Source organism: Mangrovactinospora gilvigrisea (assembly GCF_001879105.1).
Classification (GTDB): domain Bacteria; phylum Actinomycetota; class Actinomycetes; order Streptomycetales; family Streptomycetaceae; genus Mangrovactinospora; species Mangrovactinospora gilvigrisea.
In genome coordinates, this window is record NZ_MLCF01000004.1 from 1 (window position 1) to 20,080 (window position 20,080).

Sequence of the window (20,080 nt, forward strand, 5' to 3'; positions counted from 1 at the left end):
GCCACGCCGCATCCAACCGCGCCGGCGCCGGCGCGACCCGCTTGCCCGCCGTCCGCCAGGGCTGCTCCACCAGCGCCACCGCCACCCCCCGCGGCGGCAGCCCCTCCGCCAGGGCGGCCAGGTCCCGCGCCCCGATCCCGCCGCCCGCGCCGTGGCCCAGCGCCAGCACCACCCGCGTCCGCACGCCCTTCCGCGGACGGTGCCGGACCACCCGCCCGGGGCCCGCCGCCGTCTCCACCGTCACCTCGTCCACCACCGCGTCGACCATCCCCCCATCCTCCCCTCCGCGGAACCGATCCCCGCGACGCCACGTCAGACAGGCACGCACCACGCCCGTGCCGCCGCAGAACCCAGGGGGACCCATGCCACGCACGCACCGCCACCGACTCCTCAGAGCGGCGCTCACCCTCGCCCTGCTCACCGCCGCCCTCGTCACCGGCGGCCTCGCCAACCCGGCCTGGGCCTGCGGCTGCGGTGCCCTCGTGCCCGGCCCCGGACGGGTCATCAGCGTCGCCCAGGAGACCTCCGCCGTCGCCTGGAACGGGCGCCGCGAGGAGATCGTCATGGAGCTGAACGTCAACGGCACCGCGCCCGACGCCGGTTGGATCATGCCGACGCCCAGCACCGCCACCGTCTCCCTCGGCGACGACGCCCTCTTCGGCGCGCTCCAGCAGGCCTCCGAGCCGCAGTACCGCACCCGCCACTACTTCTGGCCGCGCTCCGGCGCGGACTGGCCCTTCGGCCTCGGCGGCGGCGATGACATGGCGTCCGGCTCGGCCGCGGCCGCCCCGCGCCCCGTCTCGGTGCTCTCCCGCCAGAAGCTCGGGCCGTTCGAGGTGACCCGGCTCGCCGCCACCGACTCCACCGCGCTGCAGAACTGGCTCACCCGCAACGGCTACAGCGAGTCGCCGCGGCTCGCCCAGGGCCTCAAGCCGTACGTGGCGCGGCACTGGCAGTACGTCGCCATCCGCCTCGCCCCGAAGGCGGACGGCAGCACCCTGGACGGCGGGCTCACCCCGCTGCGCATCGGCTTCGCCTCCCGCGAGCTGATCTACCCGATGCGCCTCTCCAGCCTCGCCTCCTCCACCCAGACGCTGCGGCTCTACCTGCTCACCCCGCACCGGATGACCCCCGGCGCGCTCGGCGGCGGGACGGCCACCACCGCCTTCGCGGGACGGCTGAACGCCTCGGACCTGCCCGCGGGCACCGTCACCGCGCCCGACCGGCCCTTCCTCACCACACTCGACCAGGTGATCCCGCAGCCCTGGCGGATCAAGGACGACCTGCACTTCCGCCAGGCGTCCGCGGACACCCCGTACCGGCAGACGATCTACACCGACCGGCTGCTGGAGTTCGCCGGGCTGCCGGCCTGGTTCGTCGTCCTCGGCGGGGCGGCGCTGCTCGGAGGCGCGCTCGCGGTCACCGTCGGCGCGCTCTACCTGGCCCGCCGCAGCCGCCGCCGGATCCGCGTCTGACGCGTCCGGACCCGCGGCTACCCGCCCGCCGACCCGCCGCCCTGCCGCGGCAGCGCCACCCCCACCGCGTCCGTGAACTCCCGCACCGCGCTGGTGCGGCTGACGATCCGCCCGGCGTGCACCACGATCCGGCTGCACGCCCCGGCGAGCGCCTCCCCGATGCCCTGCCCGCGCACCGCCAGCAGGTCCGCGGGGAAGCCCGCCTCCACCCGCACCTCGTCCAGGCCCAGCGCGGCCCGCGCCCCGCCGGCCACCGCCGCGTACGCCTCGTCCGGGCCCAACCGGCCCCCGGCCACCAGCTGGTAGGCGGAGAGCAGCGGGTCGGCCCGGCCCACCGGGTTGGCCGCGTCGCGGATCGCGCCGGCGCCCGCGGCCATCCCGACGCCGGCCGCGCGCAGCATCCGCACCGGCGCCGGGCCGTGCCCGGACATCCCGCAGCCGCCCTGCGGCAGGCAGACCACCCGCACCCCGGAGGCGGCCAGCCGGTGCCCCACCCGGCCCGCCACGTCCAGCGGCAGCCGCCCCAACTCGGCGGCCGGGCCGAGCGCCACCCGGCCGCGCAGCCCGCCGGCCATCGCCGCCACCCGGGTCAGCCGGGCCGGGTCGGCGCCGTCGGTGTGCAGGTCGACGCCGACGCCGAACTCGTCGGCGAGGCCGAGGACCACCTCGGCGTGGCCCACCGGGTCCGGGTCCAGGTCGGGGCAGCCGCCGACCACGTCGGCGCCCAGCTTGAGGGCGTCCCGCAGCAGCGCCCGGCCGTCCGCGCCGGACGGCCCGGTCAACACCCGGGGGACGGCGACCACCTGGAGCTTGGTCAGCCCGAAGAGCAGCCCGCGGGCCTTGACCGCGGCCTCCACCCCGCCCAGCCCGTGCAGCGCGTCGACCCGGACATGGGTGCGCACCGCGGTGGCGCCGTTGCCGAGGAACTCCAGCGCCGCTTCCACGATGCGGCGCAGCACCACCTCGAAGCTCTCGGAGGGGGCCTCGGGGGAGCCGGCGGTGTGCGCGAGCTCCAGATGGGCGTGCGGCTCGGCCGGGGCCGGCAGCAGCAGATAGCCCGTCAGATCGACGGAGCGGACGTCCTCGCCGAGCGCCGGCGCCGCGCCGCCGGAGACGCCGACCGCCTCGATGCGCCCCCCGCCGATCCGGACGTCCACCACGCGGCCGTCCGCCAGCCGAGCCCCCGTCAGCAGCAGCACCGGACCGGCCGGCGCTCCGCCTCCCGCTTCCACCGGGGCGCCGGCCTCCTCGTTCCCGCCGTGCGGGGAGCTCTCAGCCATCGGCGGCCCCTCACCCTGTCTCGTCACGCGACCTCGAAGCGATCAACGGCGCTCACGGTGAGCGTAGGCGCGGCGCCGCCGGGTTCCGGGCGACGCTCCGCCACGCGGCATAAGTCGTACCAAACGAGCGGAAAGTGGGCCGGTTCCGGAGGGCCGCGCGAGCCCCTCGCGTCGCGCCCTCCCCGTGCGTCCACGCCCCCCAAGAACGGATTTCACCTTCGGCGGCGAACCGTGTAATGTCTTCCTCGCTCGCCCCAATAGCTCAGTCGGCAGAGCGTCTCCATGGTAAGGAGAAGGTCTACGGTTCGATTCCGTATTGGGGCTCTGGACACACCGTTCCGTCCCCCGTCCTCGTGGCGGGGGAGGGGGCACGTGTTCCATGGCGGTGTAGCTCAGTCGGTAGAGCAAGCGGCTCATAATCGCTGTGTCACCGGTTCAAGTCCGGTCACCGCTACCCCGCGTAGCCGATTGTGGGGTTCATCCTCCGATCGGCTACTCTTGCGTGTTCGACCACCCATCTGTCCGAGGAAGGCACTCCAGTGGCTGCCACCGACGTCCGTCCCAAGATCACGCTGGCCTGCGTGGAGTGCAAGGAGCGGAACTACATCACCAAGAAGAACCGGCGCAACAACCCGGATCGTCTTGAGATGAAGAAGCACTGCCCGCGCTGCAACAAGCACACCGCGCACCGCGAGACCCGCTGATCTTTGCACCTACCGGTCCGTCCGTTGTGCCGTTCGCGTCACACCGCGGTCCGTCGATCAAGGCCGTCCCCGAACGGGGGCGGCCTCGTTCGCATGCCCGAGTTCACCGCCCTCTTCTAGGAGTCGAGACCCGATGCCCCTGGACACGTCCTTCATCGGGCGGACGTACCCGCCCCGCGCGCCCTACGAGGTCGGCGCCGAGAAGATCCGCGAGTTCGCCGCCGCGATCGGCGACGACAACCCGGTGGTGAACGACACCGAGGCCGCGAAGGCCGTCGGGCATCCCGACCTGATCGCCCCGCCGACGTTCCCGATCGTGCTGACGCTCGTCGAGGGCGAGCGGATCGCCAAGGACCCCGAACTCGGGCTCGACTACAGCAAGGTCGTGCACGGCGACCAGAAGTTCGTCTACACCCGCCCGGTGCGCGCCGGCGACCGCCTGCTCGTCACCACCCACATCGACAACATCCGCTCGATGGCGGGCAACGACATGCTGACCACGCGCAGCGAGGTCACCACCGACACCGGCGAGCACGTGGTCACCGCCTACTCGCTGCTGGTCGCCCGCGGCACCGCGGACTGACGGGCCGACCGCGACCACCAGCACGAGCTCCAGGGGAAGGACGCAGAACACCGTGACCACCACCGCACCCAAGTACGACGAGGTCGAGGTCGGCACCGAGCTGCCGGGCCGCACCGTCTCCGTCGCCCGCGCCGACCTGGTCCGCTACGCGGGCGCCTCCGGCGACTTCAACCCGATCCACTGGAACGAGCGGTTCGCCAAGGAGGTCGGGCTGCCGGACGTCATCGCGCACGGCATGTTCACCATGGCCCAGGCCGGCCGCGTCGTCACCGACTGGCTCGGCGACCCCGGCGCGCTGATCGAGTACGGCGTCCGCTTCACCAAGCCGGTCGTCGTCCCGGACGACGCCTCCGGCGCGGAGATCGCGCTGAGCGCCAAGGTCGCGGAGAAGCTCGACGACCGCCGCGTCCGCGTCGACATCACCGCCACCAGCGAGGGCAAGAAGGTCCTCGGCCAGGCCCGCGCCGTCGTCCAACTCACCTGAGGGCCGCCGAGGATGACCGTGCAGGCAACCGAGAACGCCCCCCTCGCCCCGCTCACCACGCTGCGCTGCGGCGGCCCCGCCCGCCGGCTGGTGGAGCCGGAGACCGACGCCGAGGTCGCCGAGGCGCTCGCCGACGCCGAGCGCCGCGGCGACCCGCTGCTGGTGCTCGGCGGCGGCAGCAACCTGGTGGTCGCGGAGTCCGGCTTCCCCGGCACCGTGCTGCGGCTGGCCACCCGCGGCATCGAGATCGACCGGTCGGCGGGCGTGCTGACCGCGGCGGCCGGCGAGCGCTGGACGGACGTGGTGGACGCCGCCGTCGACGCCGGCCTCGCCGGCATCGAGTGCCTCGCCGGCATCCCCGGCTCCGCGGGCGCCACCCCCATCCAGAACGTCGGCGCGTACGGCCAGGAGGTCGCCGAGACGGTGACCGAGGTCGTCGCCCTCGACCGGCGCACCGGCGCGACGGTCGCGGTCCCCGCCGCCGAGTGCCGCTTCGCCTACCGCGACAGCCTCTTCAAGCAGCTCGCCGCCGTCGGCGACCAGCGCTATGTGGTGCTGCGGGTGCGCTACGCGCTGCAGGACGCGGGCGGCCGGTCGGCGCCGATCGCCTACGACCAGACGGCCCGCGCCCTCGGCGTCGCGCTGGGCGACCAGGTCCCGCTCGGCACCGCCGCGGAGGCCGTCCTCGCCCTGCGCCGCAGCAAGAGCATGGTCCTCGACCCGGACGACCACGACTCCTGGAGCGCCGGCTCGTTCTTCACCAACCCCGTGGTGGACGGCCCCGGACGGGTGGCCTTCCTGGAGCGGGTCCGCACCCGGCTGGGCGCGGAGACCGCGGAGGCGGCCCCCAACTGGCCGGCCCCCGGCGGCCGCACCAAGCTCTCGGCGGCCTGGCTGATCGAGCGGGCCGGCTTCCCCAAGGGGTACGGCACCGGCCCGGCGGGCATCTCCACCAAGCACACCCTGGCGCTCACCAACCGCGGCGGCGCCACCGCCGAGGACGTCCTGGCGCTGGCCCGCGAGGTCCGCGACGGGGTGCGCGAGGCGTTCGGCGTGCAGCTGGTCAACGAGCCGGTGCTGGTCGGCGCCAAGCTCTGACGTGGTACACCGCCCGCGGGGGCTTGCCAAACTAGTAATAGCTCACTAACTTTCTAGGCATGGGAGCCGCCATGGTGCGCAAGAGCGCCGACGAGCGCCGCGCGGAGGTCGTCCGCGCGGCGGTCACCGCCTTCGCGCGCGGGGGCTACGCCGGCACCTCCACCGCGCAGATCGCCGACGCGGTCGGCGTCTCCCAGCCGTATCTGTTCCGCCTCTACAAGAACAAGAAGCAGCTGTTCCTCGCCGCGGAGCTGCACTGCCACACGCGGGTCCGCGATGTGCTGGCGCAGGCCGCCGAGGGCCGCACCGGCGAGGCCGCCGTCAAGGCGATGGGCCTGGCCTACGTCGAGCTGCTGCAGTCCGACAGCGCCCTGCTGCGCTTCCTCATCCAGGCGTACGCGGCGTGCGACGACGAGGAGATCCGGACCGCCGTCACCGACAACTGGACCCGGATGTGGCAGTTCGTGGCGGCGATGGCCGGCGCGGCGTCGCTGGAGGAGGTCCGGCCGATGATCCAGCAGGGGCTGGCCATCACCGTGATCGCGGCGATGAACCCGCCGGAGGGGCATCCGCTCTGGCTCTGCGTCGACGAGATCCGCACCCGTCTGAACGCCCTCGAAGGGAACTGAACCGCGGCGGCCCTGCGCCGGGCCGTTCTCTGTCCACCTAAGTTAGTGACCAATCACTACTTATAAGCCACCTTGACCTGGGGGATCCATGACCGCCACCGAACCCGGAGCCGTCGCGGCGACCACCGCCGACGCCGCCTCCCCGCCCTCCGGGGCCCGGCACCCCGGCCTCGTCTGGACGTTCGTCATCACCAGCCTCGCCGGCTTCATGGCCGGCCTCGACAACCTCGTCGTCGTCACCGCGCTGCCGGCCATCTCCAAGGACCTCGGCGCCCACCTCGGCGCCCTGGAGTGGACGGTCAACGGCTACACGCTGCCGTTCGCCACCCTGCTGCTGATCGGCGCCACCGCCGGCGAACGCTTCGGCCGGCGCCGGGTGTTCACCCTCGGGCTGGCGATCTTCACCCTCGCCTCCGCGGGCGCCGCACTCGCCGGCGGCAGCGGGACGCTGATCGCGGCGCGCGCCGTCCAGGGGGCGGGTGCGGCCCTGCTGATGCCGCTCTCCCTGACGATCCTCACCGCCGCTGCCCCGGCCAACCGGCGCGGCCTGGTCTTCGGCGGCTGGGGCGCCGTCAACGGGCTCTCCATCGCGGTCGGCCCGCTGGTCGGCGGCGCGCTGGTGGACCACGCCTCCTGGCACTGGATCTTCTGGCTGAACGTCCCGATCGGGCTGGTCCTGGTCCCGCTGGCCCGGCTGCGGCTCGCCGAGGGCCGCGGCCCGGCCCGCCGCCTCGACCTGCCGGGCGTCGCCCTCGCCGGCGCGGGCCTGTTCGGCCTGGTCTTCGGCATCGTCCGGGCCGACTCGCACGGCTGGACGAGCGCGGGCGTGCTCGGGCCGCTGATCGGCGGGGGAGTGCTGGTGATCGCCTTCCTGCTCTGGGAGCGGCGCGCGCCGCATCCGATGCTGCCGCTGCGGCTCTTCCGCGACCGCACCTTCACCTTCGCCAACGCGGCGACGCTGCTGATGATGTTCGGCATGTTCGGGGCGGTCTTCTGGCTCACCCAGTACCTGCAGAACATCCAGGGCTTCTCGCCGCAGGAGGCGGGGGTGCGGATGCTGCCGTGGACGGCGGTGCCGATGGTGGTCGCCCCGGTGGCGGGGGTGCTCGCCGACCGGATCGGCGGACGCCCGGTGATCGCGCTGGGCCTGCTGACGCAGGCGGTGGCGCTGGGCTGGCTCGCCCAGCTGGCCTCCCCGACGGCCGGCTACGGGCCGGAGGTGATCCCGCTGATCCTGGGCGGCATCGGCAACGCGCTCTTCTTCGCTCCGATGGCGGGGGTGGTGATGGGCACCGTCCCGGAGGCCGACCAGGGGATGGCGTCCGGCACCAACAACATGCTCCGCGAGCTCGGCGGTGCGCTCGGCGTCGCCGTCCTCAGCAGCGTCTTCGCCGCCCACGGGGCCCTCACCTCCCCGTCCCGGTTCGTCGACGGCCTCACCCCCACCGTCTGGACCGGCGCGGCGGTGGCCGCCCTGGCCGCCGCCACCATGCTCCTCGCCAGGCCCCGCCCCCGAGCCGGGGCCTGACGGCGAACGCCCCGGCCCCCCGCACCCCTTCGGACGCGCAGCGTCCGGGCGGGGTGCCGGGGCGGAGGGGCGGCGGACCGCGGCCGCCGCGGACCGCGACCGTCAGGACGAGCCGTCCACCCACTCGCCGATCCCCGCCAGCATCTCCGCCCGCAACGCGTCCGGCACCGCCGACCCCTCCACCGACTGCCGCGCCAGAACCCCCAGCTCGGCGTCCGAGAACCCGTGCACCTCCCGGGCGAGCGCATACTGCTCGGCCAGCCGCGACCCGAAAAGCAGCGGATCGTCCGCCCCCAGAGCGATCTTCACGCCCGCCTCGAACAGGGCCCGCAGCGGCACGTCCTCCGCCTTGTCGTACACGCCCAGCGCCACGTTCGACGCCGGACACACCTCGCACACCACCCCCGACTCCGCCAACCGCCGCACCAGCGCCGGATCCTCCGCCGAGCGCACCCCGTGCCCCACCCGCGCCGCGCCCAGGTCGTCCAGGCAGTCCCGGACGCTCTCCGGCCCGGCCAGCTCGCCCCCGTGCGGCACCGCCCGCAGCCCGCCCCGCCGGGCGATCGCGAACGCCCGGTCGAAGTCCCGCGCCATGCCGCGCCGTTCGTCGTTGGAGAGCCCGAACCCGACGACGCCCTCGTCCGCGTAGCGCACCGCGAGCCGCGCCAGTGTCCGCGCCTCCAGCGGGTGCTTCATCCGGTTCGCCGCGATCACCACGCCGATCCCCAGGCCGGTGTCCCGCTCCGCCGACCGCACCGCGTCCAGGACGATCTCCATGGTGGGCGTCAGCCCGCCCAGCCGGGTGGCGTACGAGGTCGGGTCGACCTGGATCTCCAGCCAGCGCGCCCCCGCCGCTACGTCCTCCTCCGCGGCCTCGCGCACCAGCCGGCGGATGTCGTCCGCCGTGCGCAGGCACGACCGCGCCGCGTCGTAGAGCCGCTGGAAGCGGAACCAGCCGCGCTCGTCGGTGGCCCGCAGCTTCGGCGGGGTGCCGGAGGAGAGCGCCTCCGGCAGCCGGATGCCGTAACGATCCGCCAGCTCCAGCAGGGTGCTGGTGCGCATCGAACCGGTGAAGTGCAGATGCAGATGGGCCTTCGGCAGCAGCCGGACGTCCTTCGGCGCGGCGGGGGAGGGAGGCGCGGGGGGCGAGGGTCGATCCATTCCAGGATCCTGCCGCACCGCACACCCTGCGCGTAACCGCATTCCCCGAACGAGCGCTTGCCCGAACAGCATTCCGCAGCCGCTACCCCTCCGACAGCAGCTTCCCGATCCGGGAGACGCCCTCCGCCAGGTCCTCGTCGCCCAGCGCGTACGACAGCCGCAGGTACCCCGGTGTGCCGAACGCCTCGCCCGGCACCACGGCCACCTCCGCCTCCTCCAAAATCACCTCGGCGAGCTCCAGCGACGTCGCCGGCCGCCGCCCGCGCAGCTCCCGCCCGAGCGCGGCCTTCACCGACGGGTAGGCGTAGAACGCCCCCTCGGGCACCGGGCACCGCACGCCCGGCACCTCGTTGAGCATCCGCACGATCGCCCGCCGCCGCCGGTCGAACGCGGCGCGCATCCGCGCCACCTCCGACTGGTCGCCCGTCAGCGCCTCCAGCGCCGCGGCCTGGGCGACGTTGTTCACGTTCGAGGTGGCGTGCGACTGCATGTTCGCCGCCGCCTTCACCACGTCCTTCGGGCCGATCAGCCACCCCACCCGCCAGCCCGTCATGGCGTAGGTCTTGGCGACGCCGTTGACGATCACCGTCCGGTCGGCGAGCTCCGGCACCTCGGCCGGCATCGAGGAGAACCGGGCGTCGCCGTAGACCAGGTGCTGGTAGATCTCGTCGGTGAGCACCCACAGCCCGTGCTCCGCCGCCCAGCGGCCGATCTCCGCGACATCCCGCGGCGCGTACACCGCGCCGGTCGGGTTGGACGGCGAGACGAAGAGCAGCACCTTGGTGCGCTCCGTGCGGGCCGCCTCCAACTGCTCGACGGAGACCCGGTACCCGGTGGTCTCGTCCGCGACCACCGGCACCGACACCCCGCCCGCCAGCGCGATCGACTCGGGGTAGGTGGTCCAGTACGGCGCCGGGACGATCACCTCGTCGCCCGGGTCCAGCAGCGCGGCGAACGCCTCGAAGATCGCCTGCTTGCCGCCGTTGGTCACCAGCACCTGGGACGGCTCCACCTCCGGCCCGCCGTTCCGCCTCGTCGCCACGGCGATCGCCTCGCGCAGCTCCGGCAGCCCCGCCGCGGGGGTGTAGCGGTGGAACCGCGGCTCCCGGCAGGCCCGCGCGGCGGCCTCCACGATCCGCTCCGGCGTCGGGAAGTCCGGCTCGCCCGCGCCGAACCCGATCACCGGGCGCCCGGCCGCCCGGAGCGCCTTGGCGCGGGCGTCCACCGCCAGCGTCGCGGACTCCGCGATCGCCGCCAGCCGCCCGGAGACCCGTCCCGCACCCGCTGCCGCACCCGCGCCGATTCCCGAAGCATCCGTCATACCCGCATCGTCCCCGCCGCGACCCGCCCCGGCAAAGCGGTTCGACCAACAGGCCGCCGACCCTTTACACTCGCCGTGGTGCCGAGGCTGCTTGTCCTCACATCCGCGTCACCCGCCCCGCCGGGGATGGCCAAACGGGCGCGCGGATGCTGTAACTTGTTCCGAGGCCAACCTGGCGAGCCGACATGGTCGGCCCACCCCAAGGGCAATAGCTCAATTGGTAGAGCACCGGTCTCCAAAACCGGCGGTTGGGGGTTCGAGTCCCTCTTGCCCTGCTACGCGCACTGTTCAGCAGCGCGCCCCGTCCACCCGGGCGGCCGCGCTCGCCGGATCGCGACACCCAGCGAATCTCGGCACGACCCGGATTCAGGTGAGGACCAGTGACGGAGACGATGGGCTCCACCGCGACGCCTGAGCACGACGGCCGCGGCGAGAAGTCCGACGACGGCAAGGGCGGACGGCGGCGCGATCGCCGCAAGCTCGGTCCGCTCGGCCGGTTCGCCCTGTTCAACCGTCAGATTGTCGCGGAGCTGCGCAAGGTCGTCTGGCCCAAGAAGCAGGAGCTTCGCCAGTACACGACGGTCGTCATCGTCTTCGTGATCGTCATGATCGGTCTCGTCTACGGGATCGACTACGGCTTCAGCAAGCTCACCTTCTGGATCTTCGGCTGATCCGGTTTCCCGCCCGGGCGCGCGGCACTGCCGTGCGCGCCCGTCCGGCGCCTGCGCGTCCAGTGCCCGGGGCCCCGATCGGCCGGACGGCGCCCGACGCGCCACCACAGCCACCCCGGACCCCGTACTCTTGAGCCCGACCCCCCTTTCGTTTCCCCAGGAAGAAGCAGTCACCGTGTCAGACCCGAGCCTGAACGACGAAGCCGCCGACGCCGCCGAGGCCGCTGCCGCCGCCGCGGAGACGGCCGGCGAGGCTCCCGCTTCGGACGAGGCCGCGGGCGACGACACCGAGGTCGAGATCGTCGAGTCGGCGGACGCCGAGGAGCCGGACGAGGCCGAGCTGGCCGACGCCGCCGCCGGCGGGGCCGCCGAGGAGTCCGCGCTGCACGTCGAGGACGGCGCCGAGCTCGAGGCCGAGGAGCAGTCCGACGAGGACGAGGACGGCGCCCCCGAGGACGGCGAGGAGGCCGCCGAGGCCGTCGTCGAGTCCGCGCCCGCCGAGCCCGTCGACCCCGCGGCCGAGTTCCGCGAGTCGCTCCGCTTCCTCCCCGGCGACTGGTACGTGATCCACACCTACGCCGGATACGAGAACCGCGTGAAGTCGAACCTCGAGACCCGCGCCGTCTCCCTCAACATGGAGGACTACATCTTCCAGGCCGAGGTGCCGCAGGAAGAGGTCGTCCAGATCAAGAACGGCGACCGCAAGACCGTCCGCCAGAACAAGCTGCCCGGCTACGTGCTGGTGCGCATGGAGCTGACGAACGAGTCCTGGGGCGTCGTCCGCAACACCCCGGGCGTCACCGGCTTCGTCGGCAACGCCTACGACCCGTACCCGCTCACGCTGGACGAGGTCGTCAAGATGCTGGCCCCCGAGGACGAGCAGCCCGCGGCTGCCGCCGCGGGCGGCGAGGGCGAGGCCGCCGAGGGCGGCGCGCAGCCCCGCAAGGTCGAGGTCCAGGTGCTCGACTTCGAGGTCGGCGACTCGGTCACCGTCACCGACGGTCCGTTCGCCACCCTCCAGGCGACCATCAACGAGATCAACCCCGACTCCAAGAAGGTCAAGGGCCTGGTCGAGATCTTCGGCCGGGAGACCCCGGTCGAGCTCTCCTTCGACCAGATCCAGAAGAACTGACGCGTCGCCCCCGGCGACGCTCCCGCAGACCTCTGCGAACCCCGGGTCAGGCCGGTCTTCGGACCGGCCTGACCTGCGCGGTTCCAAGGACGACCACCTTGTCCGTTAAGGTGGTCCGATGTGTCTCCGCCCGAATCGGACGGCGGGGACGATTCCCCTCTCAGAAGGACCCGGAGAGAGAGCAATGCCTCCCAAGAAGAAGAAGGTCACGGGGCTGATCAAGCTCCAGATCCAGGCCGGCGCCGCGAACCCGGCCCCGCCGGTCGGCCCCGCGCTGGGTCAGCACGGCGTCAACATCATGGAGTTCTGCAAGGCGTACAACGCGGCCACCGAGTCGCAGCGCGGCATGGTGATCCCGGTGGAGATCACGGTCTACGAGGACCGCTCCTTCACCTTCATCACCAAGACGCCGCCGGCCGCCAAGCTGATCCTCAAGGAAGCCGGGATCGAGAAGGGCTCCGGCGAGCCCCACACCAAGAAGGTCGGCACCATCTCGCGCGACAAGATCCGCGGGATCGCCGAGCTGAAGATGAAGGACCTCAACGCCAACGACCTGGACGCCGCCGAGAAGATCATCGCCGGCACCGCCCGCTCCATGGGCGTCACGGTCGAGAGCTGACGAAGCCCCCTCTTCAGTACCCGTGGCAGGGCCGCGCGCGGCCCGCATCCCACGACTCCTAGATCAAGACACACCAGGAGAAGCAGTGAAGCGCAGCAAGAACCTCCGCGCCGCCGACGCCAAGGTCGACCAGACGCGGCTCTACTCCCCGCTGGAGGCGGTCCGTCTCGCCAAGGAGACGACCTCCGTGAAGTTCGACGCGACCGTCGAGGTCGCCATGCGGCTGGGCGTCGACCCCCGCAAGGCCGACCAGATGGTCCGCAGCACCGTCTCCCTCCCCAACGGCACCGGCAAGACCGCCCGGGTCCTGGTCTTCGCCACCGGTGACCGTGCCGAGGCGGCGGAGGCCGCCGGCGCCGACATCGTCGGCGCCGACGAGCTCATCGCCGAGGTGCAGAACGGCCGTCTGGACTTCGACGCGGTCGTCGCCACGCCGGACATGATGGGCAAGGTCGGTCGCCTGGGCCGCGTGCTCGGCCCCCGCGGCCTGATGCCGAACCCGAAGACCGGCACCGTCACCCCGGACGTGGCCAAGGCCGTCACCGACATCAAGGGCGGCAAGATCGAGTTCCGCGTCGACCGGCACTCGAACCTCCACTTCATCATCGGGAAGGCGTCCTTCGACGAGAAGGCGCTGATCGAGAACTACGCGGCCGCGCTGGAGGAGATCCTCCGTGCCAAGCCGGCCGCGGCCAAGGGCCGTTACATCAAGAAGATCGCCGTCACGACGACGATGGGCCCCGGCATCCCGGTCGACCCGAACCGCACCCGCAACCTCGACGCCGAGGACGACGTCCTCGCGGTCTGACACGCGGCACGCAGCTGTACCGGCACCCCATCGGCCCGCATCGCGGGCGGGTGGGGTGCCCGCGTTTGGGGCGGCGCGCCCGGGGCAGCCGCCGCAGGGAAGGCAACCGTCCCACCCCGCCAGGAGTCGAACCGGCGACCACATCCGACTCACAGGGAGCCGAATCCCCATGCGTTCCCCTGATCTGCGCACCACCGCCGCTGCAGCGGCCACCGCCGCCCTCGCCGTCGCCCTCACCGCCTGCGGAGCCTCCGGCTCCGGCGGCCACGGCGCCATCCGCGGCGCCGGCGGGTCCGGCAGCCCGTCCGCGGCCAGGGCGGCCAAGGCGGCCCACCCGGCCGCCGCGAGCGCGGTCGTGCTGCGCACCGTCGCGGCCAACACCCGCAAGGCAGCCACCGCCCACGTCCGGATGACGATGTCCTCGCCCGGCCAGGCGGCCTCCGTCGGCTTCGCCGGGACGATGGGCTGGGGCGCCCGCAGCGGGACGGACGGCGCCTACACCGGCATCCCGGCGGCTCCGTTCCAGCAGCCGGACGGCAAGGTCTACGCCAGGTCCAGCGGCCTGGTCTTCTACTACAAGCTCTCGCCCGCCGCGGCCGCGAAGTCCGGCAAGCACTGGATGAAGTTGGACATGGCGGCCCTGGCGGCCCGCAGCGGCGCCTCGGGCCTCTCCTCCGGCCTGCAGAACCAGGTCGCCCAGGACCCGTCCGCCGATGTCGCGGCGCTCGCCACGGCCGGCGTCATCAAGGACCGCGGCACCACCACGCTCGACGGCCGGACCGTCCACGAGTACTCCGGGGACGTCCCCGCCTCCCGACTCGTCGCGGCCCGCCCCGGCCTGACGCCGGCCCAGCGCCGCGCCGAGCTGAAGGCGCTGACCGGGGCGGGCCTCACCAGCACCTCGGTCGACGTCTGGGTGAACGCCGACCACTACCCGGTCAAGCTGGACCAGACCGTGCACGGCAGCACCGCGCTCCGCATCGTCGCGACGTTCGACCACTACGGCACGGCCCTGGACACCACTCCGCCGCCGGCCTCCGACACGATCGACGCGAACCAGCAGCCCGCCGCCGGCTCGGGCGCCTGAGGCGGCAGAGGCACCCGAGGCACCGCCCCGGGCACGGATTTGCTCCGGCCCGGGGCCGTCCCGTACTCTGAGCAACGCCGAAGACCGCTGGTCATTGCCGAGCTCCCAAGCCCGGCAACCGAAGGTTCTGCCGAGGCAGGCGACCCGCGCAGGTGTGAACGAGGATCTCCCGCTTCCCGCAAGGGAATTGCGAGCCCGCCCCGTGCGCCCTGCGCCCGGGGCTTTCTGTTTTGTCTCAAGTGCACTTCCTTCCCGGCGCATTACCACCCCGCACACCCGGAAGGAGGCCGAGGCAAGATGGCGAACCCCGAGAAGGCCGCCGCGGTCAAGGAGCTGACGGAGCGCTTCCGCGGCTCGAACGCCGCCGTGCTGACCGAGTACCGCGGTCTCACCGTGGCCCAGCTCAAGGACCTGCGCCGCTCGCTCGGCGTGAACGCGCAGTACGCGGTGGTGAAGAACACGCTCACCAAGATCGCCGCCAATGAGGTGGGGATCTCCGAGTTCGACGCCGACCTCCAGGGCCCGACCGCGGTCGCGTTCGTCACCGGTGACCCGGTGGAGGCCGCGAAGAGCCTGCGTGACTTCGCCAAGGAGAACCCCGCCCTCGTCATCAAGGGCGGCTACCTCGACGGCAAGGGTCTCACCGCCGACGAGATCAAGAAGCTCGCGGACCTCGAGTCCCGCGAGGTGCTGCTCTCCAAGCTGGCCGGTGCCATGAAGGCTAAGCAGTCCCAGGCTGCCGCGCTCTTCCAGGCCCCGCTCTCGAAGTTCATCCGCACCGCGGAGGCGCTTCGTGCCAAGCAGGACGAGCAGGGCGGTGCCGGTTCGCCGGCGCCCGAGGCCGACGCGGAGTAACTGCCCCGCAAGGCCCAGCGGGCCCGACCGACGCCCGCCGCACACGACAAACCCGGCACCAGCCGAATAGCAGGAAGGACCGCCACCATGGCGAAGCTGTCGCAGGACGAGCTGCTGGCCCAGTTCGAGGAGATGACCCTGATCGAGCTCTCCGAGTTCGTGAAGGCGTTCGAGGACAAGTTCGACGTCACCGCCGCCGCGCCGGTCGCCGCCGTCGCCGCCGCCGTCCCGGGTGCGCCGGCCGAGGCCGCCGCCGAGCAGGACGAGTTCGACGTCATCCTCGAGTCGGCCGGCGACAAGAAGATCCAGGTCATCAAGGAGGTCCGCAGCCTGACCTCCCTCGGCCTGAAGGAGGCCAAGGACCTGGTGGACAACACCCCGAAGCCGGTCCTGGAGAAGGTCAAGAAGGAGGAGGCCGACAAGGCGAAGGAGTCCCTCGAGGGCGCCGGCGCCAAGGTCACCGTCAAGTGACCTCGCCTCGACTCTGAGCGAGCCTCCCCCGGGAGGCACCGCTTCGGCCCTGGGGCCCGCCATCACTCCGATGGCGGGCCCCAGGGCTTTCTGGCGCGGGCTCAAAGCCTGTAGTGTGATCGGCGCTTGTCCCGAAGGACGTCCCTCCTCCTCCCGGCGATTGCCTGGTCGGAGGGGTACCTCTTGACGAACAGGCACCGGCGCGCAATGTTATGGACGCCGGTGAAGGCGGTCCCGGGCAGCGCGGACCGCCGGACGCCCGGGGCCGCGGTCGGGGATCGCGGTCGACGGAGGTCGACCCGGTCGGCCGATCGCGGGCATGGAATCGGCTCGCGCTGGGCAGTACTCAAGCGGTCGGAACAACAACGGCGCCCCGACGGGGGCGCGACGAGCGAGACAGTGTGACGGAGGCAGCGATTCGGATCCCCGGATCCCGCTGGTGGACAACAGTGTGCTTTGTGGCTACACTGTCCCTTTGCGCTGCCTAATAGCTGTTTCGCGTCGTCGTCCGGACCGCCCTCCGGCGCTCGTGCGCGTCGCGGCTCTGCCCTGATTGTCGAGTGACACCCAACCGTCGGTCGTGTCCATCGATGCCCAGCGGCGGCTCAGGTACGCGCGTAGTGAGTCCGAGCCCTCGGAAGGACCCCCTCTTGGCCGCCTCGCGCAACGCCTCGACTGCCATCTCGACCAACGGCGCATCCACTGCACCGAAGCGTATTTCTTTCGCGAAGATCCGTGAGCCCCTGGAGGTGCCGAACCTCCTGGCCCTCCAGACCGAGAGCTTTGACTGGCTGCTCGGCAATGAAGCATGGAAGACCCGGGTCGAAACCGCCCTCGACTCCGGGCAGGACGTCCCCACCAAGTCCGGCCTCGAGGAGATCTTCGAGGAGATCTCCCCGATCGAGGACTTCAGCGGGTCGATGTCGCTGACGTTCCGCGACCACCGCTTCGAGCCGCCGAAGAACTCGATCGACGAGTGCAAGGAGCGCGACTTCACGTTCGCCGCCCCGCTCTTCGTCACGGCGGAGTTCACCAACAACGAGACCGGCGAGATCAAGAGCCAGACCGTCTTCATGGGCGACTTCCCGCTCATGACGAACAAGGGCACCTTCATCATCAACGGCACCGAGCGTGTCGTGGTGTCCCAGCTGGTCCGCTCGCCCGGCGTCTACTTCGACAAGCAGATCGACAAGACCTCCGACAAGGACGTCTTCAACGCCAAGGTCATCCCGTCCCGTGGCGCCTGGCTGGAGCTGGAGGTCGACAAGCGCGACACCGTCGGTGTCCGCATCGACCGCAAGCGCAAGCAGTCCGTCACGGTGCTGCTGAAGGCCCTCGGCTGGACGACCGACCAGATCCTGGAGGAGTTCGGCGAGTACGAGTCGATGCGCACCACCCTGGAGAAGGACCACACCCAGGGCCAGGACGACGCGCTCCTCGACATCTACCGCAAGCTCCGCCCGGGCGAGCCGCCGACGCGCGAGGCCGCCCAGACGCTGCTGGAGAACCTCTACTTCAACCCCAAGCGCTACGACCTGGCGAAGGTCGGCCGCTACAAGGTGAACAAGAAGCTCGGCGTCGAGCAGCCGCTCGACTCCAGCGTGCTCACCGTCGACGACGTCATCGCCACCATCAAGTACCTGGTGAAGCTGCACGCCGGCGAGACGGAGATGCCGGGTGCCGAGGGCCGCGAGATCGTCGTCGAGGCCGACGACATCGACCACTTCGGCAACCGCCGCATCCGCAACGTCGGCGAGCTGATCCAGAACCAGGTCCGCACGGGTCTCGCCCGTATGGAGCGCGTCGTGCGCGAGCGCATGACGACCCAGGACGTCGAGGCGATCACCCCGCAGACGCTGATCAACATCCGGCCGGTCGTCGCCTCCATCAAGGAGTTCTTCGGCACCAGCCAGCTGTCCCAGTTCATGGACCAGACCAACCCGGTCTCGGGCCTGACCCACAAGCGCCGCCTCAACGCGCTGGGCCCGGGCGGTCTCTCCCGCGAGCGGGCCGGCTTCGAGGTGCGCGACGTCCACCCGTCGCACTACGGCCGCATGTGCCCGATCGAGACGCCGGAAGGCCCGAACATCGGCCTGATCGGCTCGCTCGCCTCCTACGGCCGGATCAACCCGTTCGGCTTCATCGAGACCCCGTACCGCAAGGTCGTCGAGGGCCAGGTCACCGACGAGGTGCACTACCTGACCGCCGACGAGGAGGACCGGTTCATCGTCGCGCAGGCCAACGCGACGCTCACCGAGGACAACCGGTTCGCCGACGACCGCGTGCTGGTCCGCCGCCGCGGCGGCGAGGTCGACCTCGTCCCCGGCACCGACGTCAACTACATGGACGTCTCGCCGCGCCAGATGGTCTCCGTCGCCACGGCGATGATTCCGTTCCTGGAGCACGACGACGCCAACCGCGCCCTGATGGGCGCGAACATGATGCGCCAGGCCGTGCCGCTGCTGAAGGCGGAGTCCCCGCTGGTGGGCACCGGCATGGAGTACCGCGCCGCCGTCGACGCGGCCGACGTGGTCGCCGCCGAGAAGCCCGGTGTCGTCCAGGAGGTGTCGGCCGACTACGTCACCGTCGCCAACGACGACGCCACCTACACCACCTACCGGATCGCCAAGTTCCAGCGCTCCAACCAGGGCACCTCGTTCAACCAGAAGGTCCTGGTGGACGAGGGCAGCCGGGTGGTCGCCGGCCAGGTGCTGGCCGACGGCCCCTCCACCGACGAGGGCGAGATGGCCCTCGGCAAGAACCTGCTCGTCGCGTTCATGCCGTGGGAGGGCTACAACTACGAGGACGCGATCATCCTCTCCCAGCGCCTGGTGCAGGACGACGTCCTCTCCTCGATCCACATCGAGGAGCACGAGGTCGACGCCCGCGACACCAAGCTGGGCCCGGAGGAGATCACCCGGGACATCCCGAACGTCTCCGAGGAGGTCCTCGCCGACCTCGACGAGCGCGGGATCATCCGGATCGGCGCCGAGGTCGGCACCGGCGACATCCTGGTCGGCAAGGTCACGCCCAAGGGCGAGACGGAGCTGACCCCGGAGGAGCGCCTGCTGCGCGCCATCTTCGGCGAGAAGGCCCGCGAGGTCCGCGACACCTCCCTGAAGGTGCCGCACGGCGAAGAGGGCAAGGTCATCGGCGTCCGCGTCTTCGACCGCGAGGAGGGCGACGAGCTTCCCCCGGGTGTCAACCAGCTGGTGCGCGTCTACGTCGCGCAGAAGCGGAAGATCACCGACGGTGACAAGCTCGCCGGCCGCCACGGCAACAAGGGCGTCATCTCCAAGATCCTCCCGGTCGAGGACATGCCGTTCCTGCAGGACGGCACCCCGGTCGACATCGTCCTGAACCCGCTCGGTGTCCCGTCCCGCATGAACCCGGGCCAGGTCATGGAGCTGCACCTCGGCTGGCTGGCCAAGGCCGGCTGGCACGTCGAGGGCACGGACGAGGAGTGGCAGGCCCGTCTCCACGAGATCGGCGTCGCCCACTCCGACCCCGACACCAACGTCGCCACCCCCGTCTTCGACGGCGCGCGCGAGGACGAGCTGGCCGGCCTGCTGTCCAGCACCATCCCCAACCGCGACGGCGACCGGATGATGCAGCCCACCGGCAAGGCCCGGCTCTTCGACGGCCGCTCCGGCGAGCCGTTCCCGGACCCGATCTCGGTCGGCTACATGTACATCCTGAAGCTGCACCACCTGGTCGACGACAAGCTCCACGCCCGCTCCACCGGCCCGTACTCGATGATCACCCAGCAGCCGCTGGGCGGTAAGGCGCAGTTCGGCGGCCAGCGCTTCGGCGAGATGGAGGTCTGGGCGCTGGAGGCCTACGGCGCCGCCTACGCGCTGCAGGAGCTGCTCACCATCAAGTCCGACGACGTGACCGGCCGCGTGAAGGTCTACGAGGCCATCGTCAAGGGCGAGAACATCCCGGAGCCCGGCATCCCGGAGTCCTTCAAGGTGCTCATCAAGGAGATGCAGTCGCTGTGCCTCAACGTGGAGGTGCTGTCGTCCGACGGCATGTCCATCGAGATGCGCGACACCGACGAGGACGTCTTCCGCGCCGCGGAAGAGCTGGGTATCGACCTGTCCCGGCGCGAGCCGAGCAGCGTCGAAGAGGTCTGACGGGTCGGTAGGCCGGTCCGCCTCCCCACCCCGGGAGG

Annotated in this window: 18 protein-coding genes, 3 tRNA genes and 1 pseudogene; 18 read left to right on the forward strand and 4 right to left on the reverse strand. The window is 71.9% G+C overall.

What is annotated here, in order from left to right:
* Positions 1-268: pseudogene (locus BIV57_RS01505) on the reverse strand (hydrolase); the annotation flags it as partial.
* 94 nt (positions 269-362) lie between these two features.
* On the opposite strand from BIV57_RS01505, the gene BIV57_RS01510 reads away from it, so the two are divergent.
* Positions 363-1,475, forward strand: coding sequence for a DUF2330 domain-containing protein (locus BIV57_RS01510; RefSeq protein ID WP_071654837.1), 1,113 nt, complete (start codon positions 363-365; stop codon positions 1,473-1,475).
* Between the two features lie 17 nt (positions 1,476-1,492).
* Here the strand turns inward: BIV57_RS01510 and BIV57_RS01515 are convergent, their stop codons facing one another.
* A complete protein-coding gene (locus tag BIV57_RS01515; protein WP_071654756.1) occupies positions 1,493-2,755 on the reverse strand; it encodes an amidohydrolase family protein in 1,263 nt (420 codons plus the stop codon).
* A 251-nt stretch (positions 2,756-3,006) separates the two neighbouring features.
* Here BIV57_RS01515 and BIV57_RS01520 point away from each other — a divergent pair.
* From BIV57_RS01520 to BIV57_RS01555, 8 genes are all read left to right on the forward strand, one after another.
* Positions 3,007-3,079: transfer RNA gene (locus tag BIV57_RS01520), tRNA-Thr, on the forward strand.
* Between the two features lie 57 nt (positions 3,080-3,136).
* Positions 3,137-3,209: transfer RNA gene (locus BIV57_RS01525), tRNA-Met, on the forward strand.
* 85 nt (positions 3,210-3,294) lie between these two features.
* Entirely contained in the window at positions 3,295-3,459 is a 165-nt protein-coding gene (gene rpmG / locus BIV57_RS01530) for a 50S ribosomal protein L33 (RefSeq protein WP_071654757.1), read from the forward strand.
* Between the two features lie 133 nt (positions 3,460-3,592).
* On the forward strand, positions 3,593-4,042 hold the full coding sequence (locus BIV57_RS01535) for a MaoC family dehydratase N-terminal domain-containing protein (RefSeq protein ID WP_071654758.1): 450 nt from the start codon (positions 3,593-3,595) through the stop codon (positions 4,040-4,042).
* Between the two features lie 52 nt (positions 4,043-4,094).
* Complete coding sequence (locus BIV57_RS01540; protein WP_071654759.1) at positions 4,095-4,526, forward strand: MaoC family dehydratase; 432 nt, start codon at positions 4,095-4,097, stop codon at positions 4,524-4,526.
* Between the two features lie 18 nt (positions 4,527-4,544).
* Positions 4,545-5,624, forward strand: a complete 1,080-nt coding sequence (locus BIV57_RS01545) for a UDP-N-acetylmuramate dehydrogenase (protein WP_071654838.1) — start codon at positions 4,545-4,547, stop codon at positions 5,622-5,624.
* A 59-nt stretch (positions 5,625-5,683) separates the two neighbouring features.
* Positions 5,684-6,253, forward strand: coding sequence for a TetR/AcrR family transcriptional regulator (locus tag BIV57_RS01550; protein WP_079169930.1), 570 nt, complete (start codon positions 5,684-5,686; stop codon positions 6,251-6,253).
* Between the two features lie 88 nt (positions 6,254-6,341).
* Positions 6,342-7,781 carry a DHA2 family efflux MFS transporter permease subunit gene (locus tag BIV57_RS01555; protein ID WP_071654761.1) on the forward strand — a complete coding sequence of 480 codons (1,440 nt, stop codon included), beginning with the start codon at positions 6,342-6,344 and terminating at the stop codon, positions 7,779-7,781.
* 102 nt (positions 7,782-7,883) lie between these two features.
* On the opposite strand, the gene BIV57_RS01560 is transcribed toward BIV57_RS01555, so the two are convergent.
* Positions 7,884-8,942 carry an adenosine deaminase gene (locus BIV57_RS01560; protein WP_071654762.1) on the reverse strand — a complete coding sequence of 353 codons (1,059 nt, stop codon included), beginning with the start codon at positions 8,940-8,942 and terminating at the stop codon, positions 7,884-7,886.
* An 82-nt stretch (positions 8,943-9,024) separates the two neighbouring features.
* Positions 9,025-10,263 (reverse strand): pyridoxal phosphate-dependent aminotransferase, encoded by a 1,239-nt coding sequence (locus tag BIV57_RS01565; protein ID WP_071654763.1) that lies wholly within the window; start codon positions 10,261-10,263, stop codon positions 9,025-9,027.
* A gap of 202 nt (positions 10,264-10,465) precedes the next feature.
* Here BIV57_RS01565 and BIV57_RS01570 point away from each other — a divergent pair.
* The 9 genes from BIV57_RS01570 to rpoB all read left to right on the forward strand — a co-directional run bounded on the left by BIV57_RS01570 (position 10,466) and on the right by rpoB (position 20,042).
* A tRNA-Trp gene (locus BIV57_RS01570) sits at positions 10,466-10,538 on the forward strand.
* Positions 10,539-10,643: 105 nt separating this feature from the next.
* The gene (secE, locus tag BIV57_RS01575; RefSeq protein WP_071654764.1) at positions 10,644-10,934 is read left to right on the forward strand and encodes a preprotein translocase subunit SecE; all 291 of its coding nucleotides are present in this window, start codon (positions 10,644-10,646) and stop codon (positions 10,932-10,934) included.
* Positions 10,935-11,109: 175 nt separating this feature from the next.
* Positions 11,110-12,066 (forward strand): transcription termination/antitermination protein NusG, encoded by a 957-nt coding sequence (nusG, locus tag BIV57_RS01580; RefSeq protein ID WP_071654765.1) that lies wholly within the window; start codon positions 11,110-11,112, stop codon positions 12,064-12,066.
* A gap of 184 nt (positions 12,067-12,250) precedes the next feature.
* The gene (rplK, locus tag BIV57_RS01585; RefSeq protein ID WP_071654766.1) at positions 12,251-12,685 is read left to right on the forward strand and encodes a 50S ribosomal protein L11; all 435 of its coding nucleotides are present in this window, start codon (positions 12,251-12,253) and stop codon (positions 12,683-12,685) included.
* An 85-nt stretch (positions 12,686-12,770) separates the two neighbouring features.
* Positions 12,771-13,493: a 50S ribosomal protein L1 gene (rplA, locus tag BIV57_RS01590; protein WP_071654767.1), complete on the forward strand. Its 723-nt coding sequence runs from the start codon at positions 12,771-12,773 to the stop codon at positions 13,491-13,493.
* Positions 13,494-13,662: 169 nt separating this feature from the next.
* Positions 13,663-14,580, forward strand: a complete 918-nt coding sequence (locus tag BIV57_RS01595; protein ID WP_071654768.1) for an SCO4651 family lipoprotein — start codon at positions 13,663-13,665, stop codon at positions 14,578-14,580.
* Positions 14,581-14,877: 297 nt separating this feature from the next.
* The gene (gene rplJ, locus BIV57_RS01600) at positions 14,878-15,435 is read left to right on the forward strand and encodes a 50S ribosomal protein L10 (protein ID WP_071654769.1); all 558 of its coding nucleotides are present in this window, start codon (positions 14,878-14,880) and stop codon (positions 15,433-15,435) included.
* Between the two features lie 87 nt (positions 15,436-15,522).
* Positions 15,523-15,906, forward strand: a complete 384-nt coding sequence (gene rplL / locus BIV57_RS01605; protein ID WP_071654770.1) for a 50S ribosomal protein L7/L12 — start codon at positions 15,523-15,525, stop codon at positions 15,904-15,906.
* A gap of 650 nt (positions 15,907-16,556) precedes the next feature.
* Positions 16,557-20,042, forward strand: coding sequence for a DNA-directed RNA polymerase subunit beta (gene rpoB, locus BIV57_RS01610; protein ID WP_071654771.1), 3,486 nt, complete (start codon positions 16,557-16,559; stop codon positions 20,040-20,042).
* Positions 20,043-20,080: the final 38 nt, after the last annotated feature.

Coding starts and splice junctions, on each gene's coding strand:
- BIV57_RS01510 (WP_071654837.1), top strand. CDS start 363: ATGCCACGCACGCACCGCCACCGACTCCTCAGAGCGGCGCTCACCCTC.
- BIV57_RS01515 (WP_071654756.1), bottom strand. CDS start 2,755: ATGGCTGAGAGCTCCCCGCACGGCGGGAACGAGGAGGCCGGCGCCCCG.
- BIV57_RS01535 (WP_071654758.1), top strand. CDS start 3,593: ATGCCCCTGGACACGTCCTTCATCGGGCGGACGTACCCGCCCCGCGCG.
- BIV57_RS01550 (WP_079169930.1), top strand. CDS start 5,684: ATGGGAGCCGCCATGGTGCGCAAGAGCGCCGACGAGCGCCGCGCGGAG.
- BIV57_RS01555 (WP_071654761.1), top strand. CDS start 6,342: ATGACCGCCACCGAACCCGGAGCCGTCGCGGCGACCACCGCCGACGCC.
- BIV57_RS01560 (WP_071654762.1), bottom strand. CDS start 8,942: ATGGATCGACCCTCGCCCCCCGCGCCTCCCTCCCCCGCCGCGCCGAAG.
- BIV57_RS01565 (WP_071654763.1), bottom strand. CDS start 10,263: ATGACGGATGCTTCGGGAATCGGCGCGGGTGCGGCAGCGGGTGCGGGA.
- rplK (WP_071654766.1), top strand. CDS start 12,251: ATGCCTCCCAAGAAGAAGAAGGTCACGGGGCTGATCAAGCTCCAGATC.
- BIV57_RS01595 (WP_071654768.1), top strand. CDS start 13,663: ATGCGTTCCCCTGATCTGCGCACCACCGCCGCTGCAGCGGCCACCGCC.
- rplJ (WP_071654769.1), top strand. CDS start 14,878: ATGGCGAACCCCGAGAAGGCCGCCGCGGTCAAGGAGCTGACGGAGCGC.
- rplL (WP_071654770.1), top strand. CDS start 15,523: ATGGCGAAGCTGTCGCAGGACGAGCTGCTGGCCCAGTTCGAGGAGATG.